At 58.7% G+C, this 14,246-nt stretch carries 14 protein-coding genes and 3 pseudogenes; 7 read left to right on the top strand and 10 right to left on the bottom strand.

Features of this window, described 5'->3' with window-relative positions:
- Window positions 1-50: 50 nt before the first annotated feature.
- From CO656_RS24610 to CO656_RS24605, 3 genes and pseudogenes are all read right to left on the bottom strand, one after another.
- Window positions 51-959, bottom strand: a pseudogene (locus CO656_RS24610) (nucleotidyltransferase and HEPN domain-containing protein).
- Between the two features lie 425 nt (window positions 960-1,384).
- Window positions 1,385-1,820 (bottom strand): annotated as a pseudogene (locus CO656_RS30370) (NAD(P)/FAD-dependent oxidoreductase); the annotation flags it as partial.
- Window positions 1,821-1,824: 4 nt separating this feature from the next.
- Window positions 1,825-2,922: a putative zinc-binding metallopeptidase gene (locus tag CO656_RS24605; RefSeq protein ID WP_104840911.1), complete on the bottom strand. Its 1,098-nt coding sequence runs from the start codon at window positions 2,920-2,922 to the stop codon at window positions 1,825-1,827.
- Window positions 2,923-3,576: 654 nt separating this feature from the next.
- Between CO656_RS24605 and CO656_RS31460 the strand changes: the two genes are divergently transcribed.
- From CO656_RS31460 to CO656_RS24585, 5 genes and pseudogenes are all read left to right on the top strand, one after another.
- The gene (locus CO656_RS31460) at window positions 3,577-3,801 is read left to right on the top strand and encodes a hypothetical protein (protein WP_348627682.1); all 225 of its coding nucleotides are present in this window, start codon (window positions 3,577-3,579) and stop codon (window positions 3,799-3,801) included.
- A 52-nt stretch (window positions 3,802-3,853) separates the two neighbouring features.
- Window positions 3,854-4,315, top strand: a pseudogene (locus CO656_RS31455) (ATP-binding protein).
- A gap of 240 nt (window positions 4,316-4,555) precedes the next feature.
- Complete coding sequence (locus CO656_RS30575) at window positions 4,556-4,813, top strand: hypothetical protein (RefSeq protein WP_202859980.1); 258 nt, start codon at window positions 4,556-4,558, stop codon at window positions 4,811-4,813.
- A gap of 133 nt (window positions 4,814-4,946) precedes the next feature.
- A complete protein-coding gene (locus tag CO656_RS30570; protein ID WP_202862274.1) occupies window positions 4,947-5,384 on the top strand; it encodes a hypothetical protein in 438 nt (145 codons plus the stop codon).
- Between the two features lie 302 nt (window positions 5,385-5,686).
- Window positions 5,687-6,004, top strand: coding sequence for a DUF1476 domain-containing protein (locus CO656_RS24585; RefSeq protein ID WP_037424553.1), 318 nt, complete (start codon window positions 5,687-5,689; stop codon window positions 6,002-6,004).
- Window positions 6,005-6,741: 737 nt separating this feature from the next.
- Here CO656_RS24585 and CO656_RS24580 read toward each other — a convergent pair.
- A complete protein-coding gene (locus CO656_RS24580) occupies window positions 6,742-7,272 on the bottom strand; it encodes a cytochrome c (RefSeq protein WP_037424549.1) in 531 nt (176 codons plus the stop codon).
- A 1,120-nt stretch (window positions 7,273-8,392) separates the two neighbouring features.
- Complete coding sequence (locus CO656_RS24565) at window positions 8,393-8,596, bottom strand: DUF3606 domain-containing protein (protein ID WP_097527529.1); 204 nt, start codon at window positions 8,594-8,596, stop codon at window positions 8,393-8,395.
- 472 nt (window positions 8,597-9,068) lie between these two features.
- Here CO656_RS24565 and CO656_RS24560 point away from each other — a divergent pair, with 472 nt between their 5' ends.
- A complete protein-coding gene (locus CO656_RS24560) occupies window positions 9,069-9,443 on the top strand; it encodes a substrate-binding domain-containing protein (RefSeq protein ID WP_234819596.1) in 375 nt (124 codons plus the stop codon).
- Between the two features lie 83 nt (window positions 9,444-9,526).
- Here the strand turns inward: CO656_RS24560 and CO656_RS24555 are convergent, their stop codons facing one another.
- The 4 genes from CO656_RS24555 to CO656_RS24540 all read right to left on the bottom strand — a co-directional run bounded on the left by CO656_RS24555 (window position 9,527) and on the right by CO656_RS24540 (window position 12,892).
- The gene (locus CO656_RS24555) at window positions 9,527-10,138 is read right to left on the bottom strand and encodes a hypothetical protein (RefSeq protein WP_179864839.1); all 612 of its coding nucleotides are present in this window, start codon (window positions 10,136-10,138) and stop codon (window positions 9,527-9,529) included.
- Between the two features lie 250 nt (window positions 10,139-10,388).
- On the bottom strand, window positions 10,389-10,850 hold the full coding sequence (locus tag CO656_RS24550; RefSeq protein ID WP_097527473.1) for a transposase: 462 nt from the start codon (window positions 10,848-10,850) through the stop codon (window positions 10,389-10,391).
- Between the two features lie 353 nt (window positions 10,851-11,203).
- On the bottom strand, window positions 11,204-11,806 hold the full coding sequence (locus tag CO656_RS24545) for a hypothetical protein (RefSeq protein WP_097527472.1): 603 nt from the start codon (window positions 11,804-11,806) through the stop codon (window positions 11,204-11,206).
- Between the two features lie 108 nt (window positions 11,807-11,914).
- Complete coding sequence (locus CO656_RS24540) at window positions 11,915-12,892, bottom strand: 3'-5' exonuclease (protein ID WP_097527471.1); 978 nt, start codon at window positions 12,890-12,892, stop codon at window positions 11,915-11,917.
- 235 nt (window positions 12,893-13,127) lie between these two features.
- Here CO656_RS24540 and CO656_RS24535 point away from each other — a divergent pair, with 235 nt between their 5' ends.
- Window positions 13,128-13,667 (top strand): MucR family transcriptional regulator, encoded by a 540-nt coding sequence (locus tag CO656_RS24535; protein WP_097527527.1) that lies wholly within the window; start codon window positions 13,128-13,130, stop codon window positions 13,665-13,667.
- A gap of 339 nt (window positions 13,668-14,006) precedes the next feature.
- On the opposite strand, the gene CO656_RS30565 is transcribed toward CO656_RS24535, so the two are convergent.
- On the bottom strand, window positions 14,007-14,246 hold a 240-nt coding region (locus tag CO656_RS30565; RefSeq protein ID WP_210202575.1), incomplete at its 5' end, for a hypothetical protein.

The following is a 14,246-nucleotide window of genomic DNA, read 5'->3' as shown; positions in this document are numbered from 1 at the left end:
ACTTCTGCTTTTGGCTACCCTGAGGCACGTGAGTTTCGGACCGCGACGGCTCAGCCGGCGCGGGCTGCCTCAGCCAACTCGGTCAGCCGCTCTTGGCAGATGATCTCCACGAGGCCATGGAGATATTCCGTCCGCTCGAGAAGCCAGCCGAGCGCCTCCTCGCTGATCTCGAAGTGCTTTGAGTAGCGCGCCTTGACGTAAGCCTCGTTAAGAATGTTGTACCAGGCGGTAAAGCGGTGCTGGTCGCGCGGCCATGCATCGACAAGCCGACGATCTCTATCTTCAGCAATGCCACGGAGGAATTTGAGGTTGTGCGACGGCGGGCTGTAGTTCGTTAGCGTCAAGAGTAGGCAGGAATAGGTAGTCTCGACCGCTTGATGGAGCAGAAACGCGGCAAGAGGCAGATTGGCTCTAGCGACGTAAAAGCGGCTGCCTTCGATGAAATCCTTCGCATTCGCAATATGCCTCTCGCAATGCTCACTCGCCAATCTCCAAGCATCGGCGGAAGCCAGGCGCTTCGGCTCCGCCAGCGACCGGTCGTCGAGTTCGTAGAGGATAATTCCCTCACGAAGGATGTCGACGAAGAAATAGTGCCCGTCGGCGAGGAAGTTATTTACCTCGCGGGCGCCATGGACGATCGGGCTGACCGGCGTCGAGATCCCCTTGTCCCACATCAGCGGGTCGGTCGCCTTGTCCCAGTACTCCGGTTCGGCAAGCTTCTTTGAGTTGACGATGACGAGAATGTCGTAGTCGGAACGGTAGCCCTTCATCGTGTGCGGCTCATCGACGAAGGTGCCTCGGGCAAGAGCCGAACAGGATGATCTTCAGAATCCTTCCGCGCTTTTGAAGGCAGCCGAGCTGCCCTCGAGCGCGTCAGAGAACTCCTCACGGATGATCTCGACGACACGGGCAAGCTCGCGTTGCTTCTTCTCCGGCAGATGTTCGAGGGACGATTTCATGCACAACCGATACGGCAAACATGACTCGCCGTCTACCGCGGGATTTTATGAGGAAGGCCCGCCTGCGATCAGTGCCGCTGAGCTCGTGTTCCTTATCTTCAAATGCAGCGACCATGAAATCGCAGAGAAGATTGTAACCGAGCATGATTTGCCCAAGCTCCAGAGGAAGGCGATCGTCGAGGTGGTGTTCGCCGACGCTGGAGGGGGCCAAGCTTTCATCGTAGTGACGATGGGGTCCGGTTTCGCCGTAGTGCGAGCCATGAGGACAGAGGCCGATGGACCCAACACACTTGTTCGAGCTGGTGATCGTGATATTCGTCATCGCGCTGCATTATGCCGCCCACAGGCTTGGACTGCCGCCTTCGGTGGCGCTGCTCTCCGGGGGCGCGCTGCTTACATTCCTGCCAGGCCTGCCGGTGATCACGGTGACGCTCCTGCAAACCGCCCTCGGCGCGGGCCTTAGTTGCAGCGAGAGATATGCGAATAGTGACGCAACTGGTGCAGGTTGCCGCCATGGAACCAGAGCGCCTCCTGCTGCGTCGGTTTCTACATGTTTCGTTGCTCGCCCTCCCAGGCGCCGGGGTCCTTCGGCCTGTCGGAACCGAGACCCCAGACCTTGCCGACCGAGGCGGCGACCTCCTCGGAGATGAGGTCGGCGCAGCCGTTCATCGATCCATAGTCGGTCGCATAAGCGACGAGATCGGCTGGAAGCACCATGCCGTCCTTCAGCACGACCGCATCCTCGGTGAGGTGGCTGACATCGGATCCGGATTTCAGTTTGATGCCCACCGTCGACTACGATATCGCAGGCCCGGAGCCGCGACGCAGATATTTCATGAACAGGCTGGAGGCGTCGGCCCCATTTTCATCCAGCTAGCGACGTCCGACGAAGACTGCCTTGCCGTGCCGCTTTGATCAGCCTGTTTATGAAATCCAGCTTCTCAATCACGGGCGGCGCCAGGACAAAGGGATAGATGTCGCGTTGTCCCATCGAGCGCTGAAACGTGTTCAACGCCAAGCTGATCGGAACCCAGGCTTCGACCAACTGCTGGGCGCTCTCGGCGCGGTATGGGTCGAACTTTACCTCGGCGTCGAGATCGCGATGCCGGAAGGGCTCGACCGAAAGACCGAAAGCGCGTGCCGATTCCAGCGTATCGACGATATGGAAGAAGTGCGCCCAGCATTCCGCAAAATCCTCGGCCGGATGGCAGCTCGCGTAAGCCGAGATGAAGCGCTGCCGCCAATCGACAAAGCTTCCTTCGCCGTGGTGCTTCTGAAGGGCGGAGTCGTAGTCTTCCCGTTCGTCGCCAAACAGCTGCCGCGCTTCGGCAAGCATGTCGGTGCCTGCGACAAGCTGCTGAAAGAAGAAGTGACCGATCTCATGCCTGAAGTGGCCGAGCAGTGTGCGGTAAGGCTCTCCCATCGACACGCGAACCGTCTCCCGCACCGCATCGTCCGCCTCAGCGGCGCGAATGCTGATGAGGCCATCCTCGTGTCCGGTCATGGCCGGGACCGAATGACCAAGATCGTCGATCGCGTCTTCCAGGAAGTCGAAGACAAGACCCCCGTGGGGGTCGCTGCCCCGATCGGGACAGGGAATGTCAAAACGCAGGATGGAGTAAAAGAGATGACGTTGGGCGGCTCCGATCTTGTGGAATCGCTCGCGGCCTTGCGCCGTGCCCGTGCTGGGGATGATGCGGTTGTAGCGGGCGGGGATAGCCAGCGGGTTTGGATCATCAGCATTTACAAGCCAGTTGCTACCGTCAATCGGCGCGTTGGCGCAAAACTTCCAAAGCCGGTCTGGGCGCGACGGGATCCGCCAAAGACCTTCGCCAGCGTTGGTGAGGGTATGCAGCGTCAGGGTGTCCGCTACGAATCCAACGGGTGCGTTGTTCGCGCCGACGCTGAAATGGTTGTCGAAATAAAGCGGCAATCCGCTCACATCGCATTGATAAAGACGCATGCAAACCCCCGTTGGTGCAGCGAAACGCGCGAGGCAGGGAAAAGATGCTTCGGCTGCTTTGCCATGAACGCATTTCTGGCATTCAAAGAATGTGGCCGGCCTGCGTCGAGGTCGTAAGAGCGGGGGTGGCCTGCCAGCCTACTGGCGAAGTCGCTCCAGTGGTTACATTATGCGATCTTCTGAGCACAGAATGAGAATTCCCAATACAAAAGCTCATAAAAGTACCGCCGCTGTCAACCCCAAGGCCGACCTTGGCCCGCTGGGCCATGAGTGGAGGCCCTCGCCGCAGCCGCCCTTCCGAACCTCGCGCCGGTTACCCAACTGAGACGATTGGGAGGCGGCAACAAGCCGTCCAGTTCCGGGAGGTCGACTCCTATCCCTCGCCTTGAGGAGAATCGAACCGCGGACCCCATGATGCTCGCTCTGAAATCACTGCAGCCTTAATGTTTGAAGCAGTTTTCGCGGTGCCATCGGAGGAGTGCGGCTTTCGAATGCCCGATGCGGTGATCACCGTCGAAGCATAGCCTCCCAGCGTTCACGGCCGCCGTCCACTGACAGCAGCGTCGTTCTTCAGGGCGCTGGCGACAGAGTCTCTCATCGATCGCTGGCCTTCTATGACGCCGTCGGCAAAGCCATGGCACGGGAGAATCGCTCATGAGTGCCGCCCTCGATACCGCATCCTCAATGATCGATCGCATTCTCCACGATCTCGTCGGCCTCAAGATGCCCCGCGCGCTCGAGGCTCTCGATCATATTGTTCACCGCCTCGAACTCTCCGCATCTGAAGCGATCGACATCCTGCTCTCCGAGGAGCTGACCTTGCGCGAGAATAGCCGTTATCAAGACCGCGCTGCGGATGGGACGGCTTGCGACGATTAAGACGCTGGCCGGCTTCGACTTCTCCTTCTAGCCCTCGCTCGACAAGGATCGGATCTTCACCCTCGCACAGCTCGGCTTCATCGAGCGGTGTGAGGCTGTCCATTTCCTCGGCCCACCGGGAACGGGCAAAAGCCACTTGGCTACCGCTCTCGACGGCGAGGCGGTCAAGGCCAGAAAGAGCGTCTACTTCACGACGCTTGCCGATCTGGTCGCCACGCTCTCACTAGCCGAACGAAAAGATAGACTGCAGGAGCGCATCCGCTTCCCCTGCAGGCCAAGCCTGCTGATCGTCGACGAAATCGGCTATCTGCCAGTCATCGCCGCGGCGCAATGATCCTCACCTCATATCACGGCTTTGCCGAATGCGGCGATGTCTTCGGTGACCCCGTCGTCACCACTGCGCTGCTCGACAGGCTTCTGCACCATGCCGTCGTCGTGCAAATCGAGGGTTCAAGCTATCGATTGCGTCAGCACGCCGAGCTCATGCCGGAGCATTTCCGCTCGAAGGCGCTGATCACGCCGCAAGCCTTCAGTCCGCCGCCGAAACCAAGGGCATCCGCCGAAAAATGGCCATCTCTCCATGACGACCCCGTCGGTATAAATGGCGAATTTTACTTCCGCACTTTTTGGGGAAATCTGCGGCGGCGTTGACACGAAGTGACTATTCCTCTGGGAAGAGTAGAATACAGCCCGACCGCATCGCCCTTGGGCAGCGCATCGGCGCTGCATACCTAACGAACCAAGGAGGCGCGATATGGGAACGACTGCACCGAGCATAGCCATCCGCGCGCTGGCCGAAACCGATCTGCCGGAAGCCGAAAGAATTTTCCTGCTGGCGTTTGGCACCTTCTTGGGAGCACCTGAACCTGCGTCGTTCTGGTCCGACCGCGACTACGTACGTGGCCGCTGGCAGGCGCCCCATGTCACTGCCTTCGCCGCTGAGGTGGAGGTGAACTGGTGGGCTCCAACTTCGCAACCTGCTGGGGCAACGTCGGCTTCTTCGGACCGTTGACGATCCGCCCCAACCTTTGGGACCGAGGCATCGGCCCGCGGCTCATCGAGGCCGTCACGGCGAGCTTCGATGCATCGGGCACGCGGCATGCAGGCCTGTTCACCTTCGCCGAGAGCGCCAAGCACGTGGGACTGTGTACCAAAAGTACGGCTACTGGGCGCGTTTCCTCACGGCCATCATGTCGGCGCCGGTCCGTCACAACCAAACCGAGCCGGTGCTCTGGTCGCGGTATTCCGATCTGACAGAGGAGCAGAGACTGGAATGCCTGAAGTCTTGCCGTGACCTGACCGGCGCCCTTTACGACGGGCTCGACCTGGGCGCGGAGATCCAGGCCGTAGAGGCGCAGGAGCTTGGGGAGACGGTCCTGGTCGGCGATATGGCGGGTACGGGCTTGGATGGTTTTGCCGTGTGCCACCATGGGCCACGCAGCGAAGCAGGCGACGGTGTTTACTTCATCAAGTTCGGCGCTGTGCGCCCAGGATCGGCGGCTGGGGAGACCTTCGATAGCTTGCTGCATGCCTGCGAGGCGCTTTCCGTAGCAGAGGGGATGCCCAAGCTGCTGGCGGGGTGAACATGGCCCGCCATGAGGCGTACCGGCACTTGGTCGGGAGTGGCTTTCGAACTGAAATCCAAGGGGTCACAATGCACAGGCCCAATGAGCCGGGTTACAGTCGCGCCGACGCCTTCGTGCTCGACGACTGGCGCTAGGACTTCGCTGTCGCCCCACCCGGATTGCCGTGAGCTTGCGTCCACCGGCTGACATAATCAGGACTTGCGAGCATCGTCCAACCGCGCCATGCTCGGTTTGGAGGAACCCGTGATCTGGCGGATATCGGGCACGTCGGAAATCATACCGGAACTGGAGGCTAAGCCGTGAGCATAAGAGATCGTCAGGAAGGTTTCGAAAAGAAGTTCGCGATGGACGAGGAAACCAAGTTCAAGGCCATGGCCCGTCGCAATAAGCTGCTCGGCCTCTGGGCCGCCGAAAAGCTTGGCAAGACCGGTACGGATGCTGGCGCCTATGCGCAGGACGTGGTTCAGGCAGACTTCGAAGAGGCCGGGGACGATGATGTGTTCCGAAAGGTGAGAACCGATTTCGATGCGGCCGGCGTAATCCTCTCAGATACTCAGATTCGCAGCATCATGGATGAGCTGCTAGCGGCTGCAGTCGAGCAGATCAAAAACAACTGAGCACCGCTTAACCGCTTAACCCGACAGAAATGCCCCTGGCCAAAGCAGCAGCGCAGTTCCGATCGATTCTTTATGCTTTCGCGATGATTCGAGCACAGAACGGGAACGTTTTACGTTACTGCCGCCGCAAGCCTTGGGGCGGTAGCGCCGCTCTCGACAACGCAAACCCTCAAAAGGCGGAGTCGTGGTTGGCCGCTTTGCCCCCATGCCAGGCATAGAGCTCGTAACCATAACGCCCATGTCGGTCTTACGCCGCGTTCCCGATCGCCTTTGCGGACTAAATGAACTCGACCATTTCCCGTCGGGCAGCCATGGCTGCATCCAAGTTCAATTTGTGACAGCGCTCGTAAAGTCAGTGTCTCTCCCGACATGGAAACAGGCAGCGGGACGAAGTCTTCGAGTTTGAGACCCGAGTATTCGGTCACTTCTTCGCTTGCTAGAGCCGGGGCCGACAGTTCGGCCACCATATACCGCAGTTTCTTAAAGTAGGCGAGGTTGCGTCCAACGACAGCAGTCGAAATTCTGAATGGTAACCGCGCGAACGATGTTGTGATCGATCTGCAGGTGGCGGCGGGTCGCGCCGGCGACCTTCCACCGGAGGAAATAAGGGCCCTATCGACGCGGCCGACGTCATCAGAACGTTGAGGGTTGCGCTTGATGGGAAGGACTAAAGGCGTTTACCTGCCGATGCCTGACAAAAAGAGGCATACCGCCTCGCGAATGGATCAAGAGCGAAGCTATTTTGGCGCTGCGGCTGCAGTTTCGCCAGGTGGCAAGATCCTGAACATAAAGGTTGACACCTTTTCCCCTGGCTTGAACGGTCCTGGCACCTGATGGCTCACCGGCTTTAAGCTTTGAAGGAACGCTGCAATTGCAGTGGCATCCTCTTCGGTTAAATGCGCAAATGCGTGCCACGGCATAATTGGCGCTAGAACGCGGCCATCGGGCCGTTGACCGGTTTGGATCGCAGTCACTATCTGCTCCCTAGTCCAACTGCCGATGCCGGTCTCCTTATCAGGCGTGATGTTGCGACCGATGAAGACGCCCTCGCCGGGGATTTCAAAACCTACGTCGGAACCGCCGAGAAAACGTGAGCTGTCCGGTTTTCCGAAGAAATAGCCCGGTGTGTGGCAGTCGTTGCAGCCGCCAATTGTCACGAGATATTCCCCCCGCGCAATCTCGGTGCCGTCGGCAGCAACTGCCGTGAACGGCTGTAGCCCCAAAGCACAGGTGGCGAAAAATGCGAATCCAATGCTTAACTGAAACATGCTTACCTCCCCTGAGGCTCGCTGCTGAAGTAAACTGAATACCATAACGGAGTTGCTGTATATATTAGCCACTTTGAATTATCGGAAACTGATCGATTCGCGACAGTTTCCGTCATGATCGGCCGCTAAGAGATACCGATCTCGCCGTTGACCACGGATAAACCGGCAATGGGCTGCAGGTGTTGCTGCTCTCAGCCATCGGAGGTTTGCTCTCCGGGATTGCGGTCCTCACGCCGATCGAGAAAGCAAACGAGGCGGTCATTCACGCTCTAAGTTCACTCGGTGTGGCTGACGAGCATGGTCATAGGCGTGTGGAAGCTCATCGGAATTATCCACCAGGCCGAGGAGTTGCAGACCGCGGTAGACCAGCTCGCCTCTTCTTCTTCCGCTCCGAGCAAAGGCACCCAGCCCAAAGATCCGTCATGACCTGCTCTCTCCGGCGCAACCACAACGTGGCGGAACAAAGAGGCAGCCTGATGATTTATAATGGTGCCGCACCCCTCAGCGGCACAGGTCCCCAACCTGTTAAGAGTGCCCGTCCTGTCCCCCGGTGCGGGCACTCGCTTGTTGCGGGTCTATTTTTTGCCGAGTTATTCCATCACCTTTTCCCGCCTAGGCCCGACGGCGCGGATCGCCTCCCGCGCCCTTTGTCGCGTCGAGAAAAAAGAGCCCGCGTGGACGGTGCGCGGCAGAGCATCAGCCGCTCAGCTGATCGACGTGACGCCGGCACTTATCTGCCTTCCGGAGGCGGTGGCAGAACAAGCGAGGCCCAAGCTTTTCGCAAGAGCCTCGCTCTAAATCGATTCTGAAACGATTAGGTGTTCGAACGCAAACGCACGATCTAGGACCATTTCTAGCTCGGTCGATAGCCCAAAAGTATTAGCCCGGTAGTTTCGAGGAGCCGCCCCTATCACCTGCAAGGGGGTTGGGACGCGCTCGATCAGATCCGCAAAGGTGACGTCGTCCGAGCGCTGGTCCCAGAACGCCGATTCATCATCGGATGAAACGCGCTTGCAACGCTGGCGCAAACGCCACGCGGTGACCAAAGAAAAGCGCCCGCTTGTTCGGCGGGCGACTGAGCACCGACTATTCATGAAGGAAAGCATGGCCAGCTTATCTCTCATTTGCCGCTTGAGCGAGTCACAAATGGGTCTTTAGAGAGATAGCCCATCACCATCTGGCGGAAGGGTCCCACTTCACGGATGGCCGTGAGCACTTCTTCCCGGGCCTTGTTCGTGGCCTTCATGAGATAGGCAATTTCGTGCTCTTGCGTTGAGACAAACTCGCTGTCTCGCCCCCTCTTCTTTAGATCGTCTGCCGTTATAGCGCCGAACCTGATCAATCGCTGGCTAGGCTCATTGGCTGCAAATGGTCAAGAGCGCTCGGGGACAAGTCCTAACAGAGACAGAGCTGCAGAGGGGCGACCACCTGCAGCTCCAATCGCGACGCTTCCAACTTTACCTGGCTCTCGCCCGTTCCATCCAAGGGAACCGCTTCGAACGTCGCTACGCCTTCTAAAATAATATTGTGCGGAAGCGCGATCAAGGCTTACTTCTGTTTTTGGAACCATGCGAGAGACAAGCCGTTATCCGCGGTCGCTTACACGCAACGACTTCTTCGCCAAGAATGTGGCGGCGCCTCGTCGCCTCCCAAGCGGCGCCGCCACCATTCCATGGCGATGTGCCTGTTCAGATCCGGCTGTTTTGCGTTTCTGGGGAAACGTTCAATGCCGCGATGGCTGCTGCTGCCCCGGGGGTCAATCGAAGCGTCGCTGGGGTTGAGGTCGAGGGCACTACGTGACCACCAGCGAGGTCGATCCCATCGCTCTCGCCCGCCAGATTGAGCAGGACGGCAGCGGGGCAGACGGCGCAGTGATCATCGCGCGCGAGCACCCGGCGATCAATCGAGCGATACGAAAGCTTCGGTCGATCGATATCCCTGTCGTTTGCCTGACGACGGATCTGCCCAGTTCCCGCCGCAGTGTCTATATCGGCAACGATCAATATGCCGCCGGCAGCGTCGCAGCGCTGCTGATCGGCAACGCCTTGCCGAAGGAGCGAAACAATATGTTGATCGTCATGAGCGTGCCCTTCCGCTGCCAACAAGAGCGTGAAATGGGTTTCCGCAGCTCCGTTCCGACTTTCCCTATCTCAAGATCGAGGAGCGCGTGATCTCGGACGATCGCCCGGAACCGTTATCGGCGAAAGTCGCGCCTCAGCGGATTTCTTCGCAAAGACCCTATGGTTCGACCGCGCTATTCGGCATCGAATCGCTCAAGCATCTTCATGAGCCGAAGGTTCTGTGCACGAAGCTGATCAGCCAGCAACCTCTTGAGCCGTTTGTTGTCTGCGTCAAGGGCGGCAAGCTCGTCGAGAGAGATCGGATTGTCAGCAGCCTCGGTCCGCGCCTTCAGATCCTGGTGCTCACCCGTCGAATTGCGTGCGATCGTCTGAGCGGGGGCACGCTTGACGCGTTCACGCGCGGTGCTCGGTGGCGCCGGACGAGTCTTCAAGACGGTATCACTTTTCTGAACATACGCGACAGCCTTGGCGGCCAGACGGTCGGCCTCAGACCGCTTCGGCGTTTCAAGCCCTGCACTGCCGGTCGATGGTGTCGCTGCTCGAGCAATTTCGACAGGGTCTGCGGTTTCTCCCGCAGACCCATTGATCGGATCAGAGCGCAGTGCTTCACCCGAGTCAGATGTTCCGGGTGCTTCATGGGCAGTGAACAAATGTGGGGCCTTCTGTTGAACTTCGCGGGCCAAAGCCTTTAAATCTGTATCTCCCCAGATCGAGTTCGTCCGCGCCGCTGGCTGTCGTCGCCCCGATTTAAATTCAACAACGAAGCTTCGTGGCGGCGTCTTCATCTACTTTCAATCCCAAGCAAATTGTGAGAGCAACGCCGATCGGCGCCATTGCATTCCTGCTGGCGCACCAATACAGCCCTTCCCCGCGCGCTTCAACTCATCGCCAACGCGAAGCTGGCGTGCATTCACCTGGAACGAGCGGGCGGACAGCAGGGACTTTAGTTGCCGCCTCAATCTCAACTGTGGGCAAACTCAAGCATCCGGCGTAACACGGCGGCGCAAAAAACGTCGCCCTGCTTCCCGGTCCCGGTTACTTCAGACCGAGCCTCTTGCGCAGCTCGGCATTTTCCGCTCGCAACTTTTCCGCCAGTCGTTTGCGGAGCCTCTGGTTTTCCTCTTCGAGCTGGACAAGATCTGCCAACTCATCGCCGGCCGGACCGGGCTTGGTGCCCTTCGTGAGCTTTTGCTCCGCGGGCTTGGCAGCACCTTTCCACTGATAGTAGGTCTGCTCCGATATGCCGGCGCTCTTGATAGCGTCCTTAAGCGTGCTGCCCCCGACGACTTGGGTCTCGATCAGCTTGAGCTTGTCGTTTCGCTCTTCTTCGCTATACCTCCTGCGTTTAGCAGCCGACGCCTTTGATGTAGCTTGCACCGGTTCGGCAGCCGCTCTCGGGCCTCGTGCCGTCCTCTGCTTCTTAGCCGTTGGTGCTTTCCCTTCTGCGTCCGTCGCTATAGTCGCAGCAACTTGTCCTGTGTTGCTCTCGTCAGCCATCAACAATTCCTCCTTTAGTCATTGCCTGTTTTCTGCTGAGTGCACGACAGAGTCAACACGACCATTAGCATCCTGCTTTACGGATAGTTGATGTCGAGCTTGCCTGAAGCGTGAAGATAGCCGGCGCGTGAAAGCGAAGGCGCCAAGAGTATTCGCCGCTGCGCCTCAGGACAGCCCAGCGACAATACTTCAGCCCAGATCGTCGCGAAGCCTTGCTTGATAAGCCATGATCAGCTTTGCGACGAGGTCGCGTGCTTAGCAGGCTCTCGAACTCATTCAATCGGATGGCGGCGAGCGTTTTGCCGTCGAGCAAGGATGCCGCAAGTGCGTACCTGTCGACAGCGTCGCCAAGCTCACGAACTTTCAAATCGCTCGAGCATCTTTTTAAGCTGAGCGTTTTGCAGATGAAGCCTTCGGGCGAGTTGGATTCTCAGCGTTTTGATTTCTTCGTCGAGTATTGCCACGTCACGGAAGAACAAATCCCGTGAAGACGGTGGTTGCACCCTTCGACGGTCCGTTTCGGCGGCAGCGCTCTGCACAGCCACGTGAGCTTTGGCTCTCTTCCCGCGTTCTCCACGCTTGTTTCGCGGTTTTCTTAGCGACTTTGTATTCCTGCTTTTCGGCAGCAACGATCTCGCTTCTGCACCGGAATTGTGAGCTTCAAGGCGCGCAGGTGTTTGAGCCTCTTCAGCATCGATCGGCGAGGTTAGTGCCGGCGCGACATCGTCATCGCCTTTCGCCTGATCCGATGCGACCGGCCCTTGATCAATAGAGACCTCCTCACCGTGAGCAGGTGGGCCGGCAGAAACCGTCGAATTGAGCGGAATTGCAGACGTATGATCCACTTCGCTCTCAATCGCTTTGGGATCGGTGTCATTCCCAATCGGACTCTGTTGCGCTTTCGCCGAGGGTCGCCGCGACATCAATTGGGCAAAAAATTTCCACGGTGCTTTCATAGTGTTCCAACCTCGAGCAAGCCGGACTGGGGTACGCCGCTGGCGTCATGATGAAGTTCGGCTTCAACAACAACCGGCGTCCGAGCCTGCGCGGCAAAGCCATCCCCATCAAGCCTTATATCGATCAAACGCCGTCAGTCTTTTGATCGGTGGGTCGGCCTCTTCCCACCGGTAGATCTCCGACCTCAGGAAAGCGAGCTCCGCGGCGAGCTCCTCCTCATTGATTTCGGTCCACCAGGATTTCGGACGGCCGTCACTGCCATCCGACCAGCGGTATCCCCGAGCCTTCAGATGATTTTTCATGTCGAAGGGGCTGTGCTCGGCGAAGATGCGCACGCGCGAGCGTTGGCTTGTCTCGAGCAGTTCCGTAAAAGCGCTTGGCTCCGTTACCCCGCCGGCGCCGGCGAGCACCTCGAACAGAGCAAAACAATCGTCGACGGCCCGATGACCGTCGTGGAAGTATCCGCTCTGCCCAATCAGATAGCCGAGCTTGGTACCCTCGAAACCGCGCGTCGCCCAATCGACTTCCTTGACGGAACAGGCCCATGCCTTGCCGGCGAATATGCTGGAGAATGCCTCGCAGAACGGCCGATCGAAGCCGGCATTGTGGGCGATCACGAGATCGGCCGGGTCGACCAGGGCTCCAAGCAGCCCGACATCGATCATCTGCCCTGCAACCATCTTTTCGGAAATCCCTGTGAGGCGGGTGATTTCAGGGGGAATCGGGACAGTCGGCTGCCGCAGGCCGCCGTAGACACCGGTGACGTCGCCGATATGGCCCTCGTCGTTAAAGGTGAAGGCAACTGCGCCTATTTCGATGATCTCGTCCTTGCTGTGGTCAAGACCCGTTGTCTCGGTGTCAATAATTACTCCATGGCGAGGAAATCCCGGTCGCGGCTTATCGGCGATCTGGCGGGCAACAAGTTTACGCAGCACGCGATAGCTGCCGCTCTTCTCAAGGTGCCGGGCCATGCTCTCGGCATCGAGGTGCCTCGGCTCGCGCAGCTTCAAGCGCGGCCGCAGCTTCACAACGACATCGTCGCCTGGCTCAAGCGGCGAGGGAAACATATCTAGCTGAGATGCCATCGGCTCCAGTGTCCTCGGGCTTAGGCGCACCAGTAAAGTGCAGATCATGCGTCAGGATAGAAACCGAGTTGGAGTCTGGCAATGCTAAGGAGGTCACTGAACGGGACACGCAAGCCAAAATGCCCCGAAATCTGCCGAAAAGCACCCCCACCCTCCGGCACCCCCTTCGTTCCGGCCGAAATACCTGCACGTTGAGCGAACCGGTCTGAGCGGCAGGAAAACAAAGGAGGCGATGTTGAGCGAATCACGTCCGAGCAACGAGGAGCGGAAGCTGGAGCTGACAAGCCGGATCGTCGCGGCCTATCTCAGTCGCAATGTCGTTCCTGCCGGCGATCTTACCTATCTTACCCAGCAGACGTATTCCTCGCTGAGCGGCACGTCTCCGCGACGTCAGACAGAGCCGGCCGTTGAGCAGCGCCCTGCCGTGGCGATCAAGAAGTCGGTGACAGCCGATTTCATCATCTGCCTTGAGGATGGCGAAAAGTTCAAATCTCTGACACGCCACCTGATGGCAAGGTACGGCCTCACTCCGGAGCAATATCGTGAGAAGTGGGGGCTCCCGGCCGACTACCCCATGATTGCTCCAATCTATGCTCGACAATGCTCCGAGCTTGCACGCGTGTACGCAGGCAACTTCGGCACCAGAGCGAGAGCGAGCACCTGCGGCTCGCCAGAAAATCGAACCGATGTCCCGACATCCTGGATCGCGATGAGAGATCGCCGGCTTCACCTACATTGCTCGCGACTCGATGGCCGCCGCGCTCGGGAAAAGTAGCCTCTCGCTCAGCGAAATGCAGCATCGGATCAAGAATCTTCTTGCTGTGGCGAGCGGCATAGTCCGTCAAGCGCCCGATCCGCGACCTCACCGTCCGATCTGACTGCTGCCGTGTGCGCTCAACTCAACCACTCGCCCGCGCCCGCGCACTGACCCTGGCGCGGCCGATAGCCGATACATCCTCCCATCGCGATGATTTTCCTAAGGCGGGGAAACGGCGGCCCGGAGAGATGAAACGCGAAATTACGGACCAATCCCATAAAAAAACCACTATACCTTTTCCGAATCGTCCGAAGTAGTGAGCGACCGTCAAGTCGGAGCGCTTCGACCTCACGCAATTTATTCAATAGCCGTTTCGTTGTTCTGGGCATTCGCCGATGTTGGCTGTTTTGACGCGATTAAACTGCAAGTTATCGCACGTGCCGTTTCGGTAAAGTAAAGGCGAGCGGTCAGCGCGAAGCTGCTCACCGGACGCTTACCCTTCAACCTGCAGCAAGGCAGGAGGAAAATGATGGCCGAGCCAGACAGCTCGCGCCACATGGCAAGAGCGCCGACTACGGCAGTCGGATCCTCGTCACG

Source organism: Sinorhizobium sp. FG01, from assembly GCF_002531875.1.
Lineage (GTDB): Bacteria > Pseudomonadota > Alphaproteobacteria > Rhizobiales > Rhizobiaceae > Sinorhizobium > Sinorhizobium fredii_C.
Note: the sequence above shows the minus strand (reverse complement) of the source record. Positions and strands in the feature narration are given on the sequence as shown.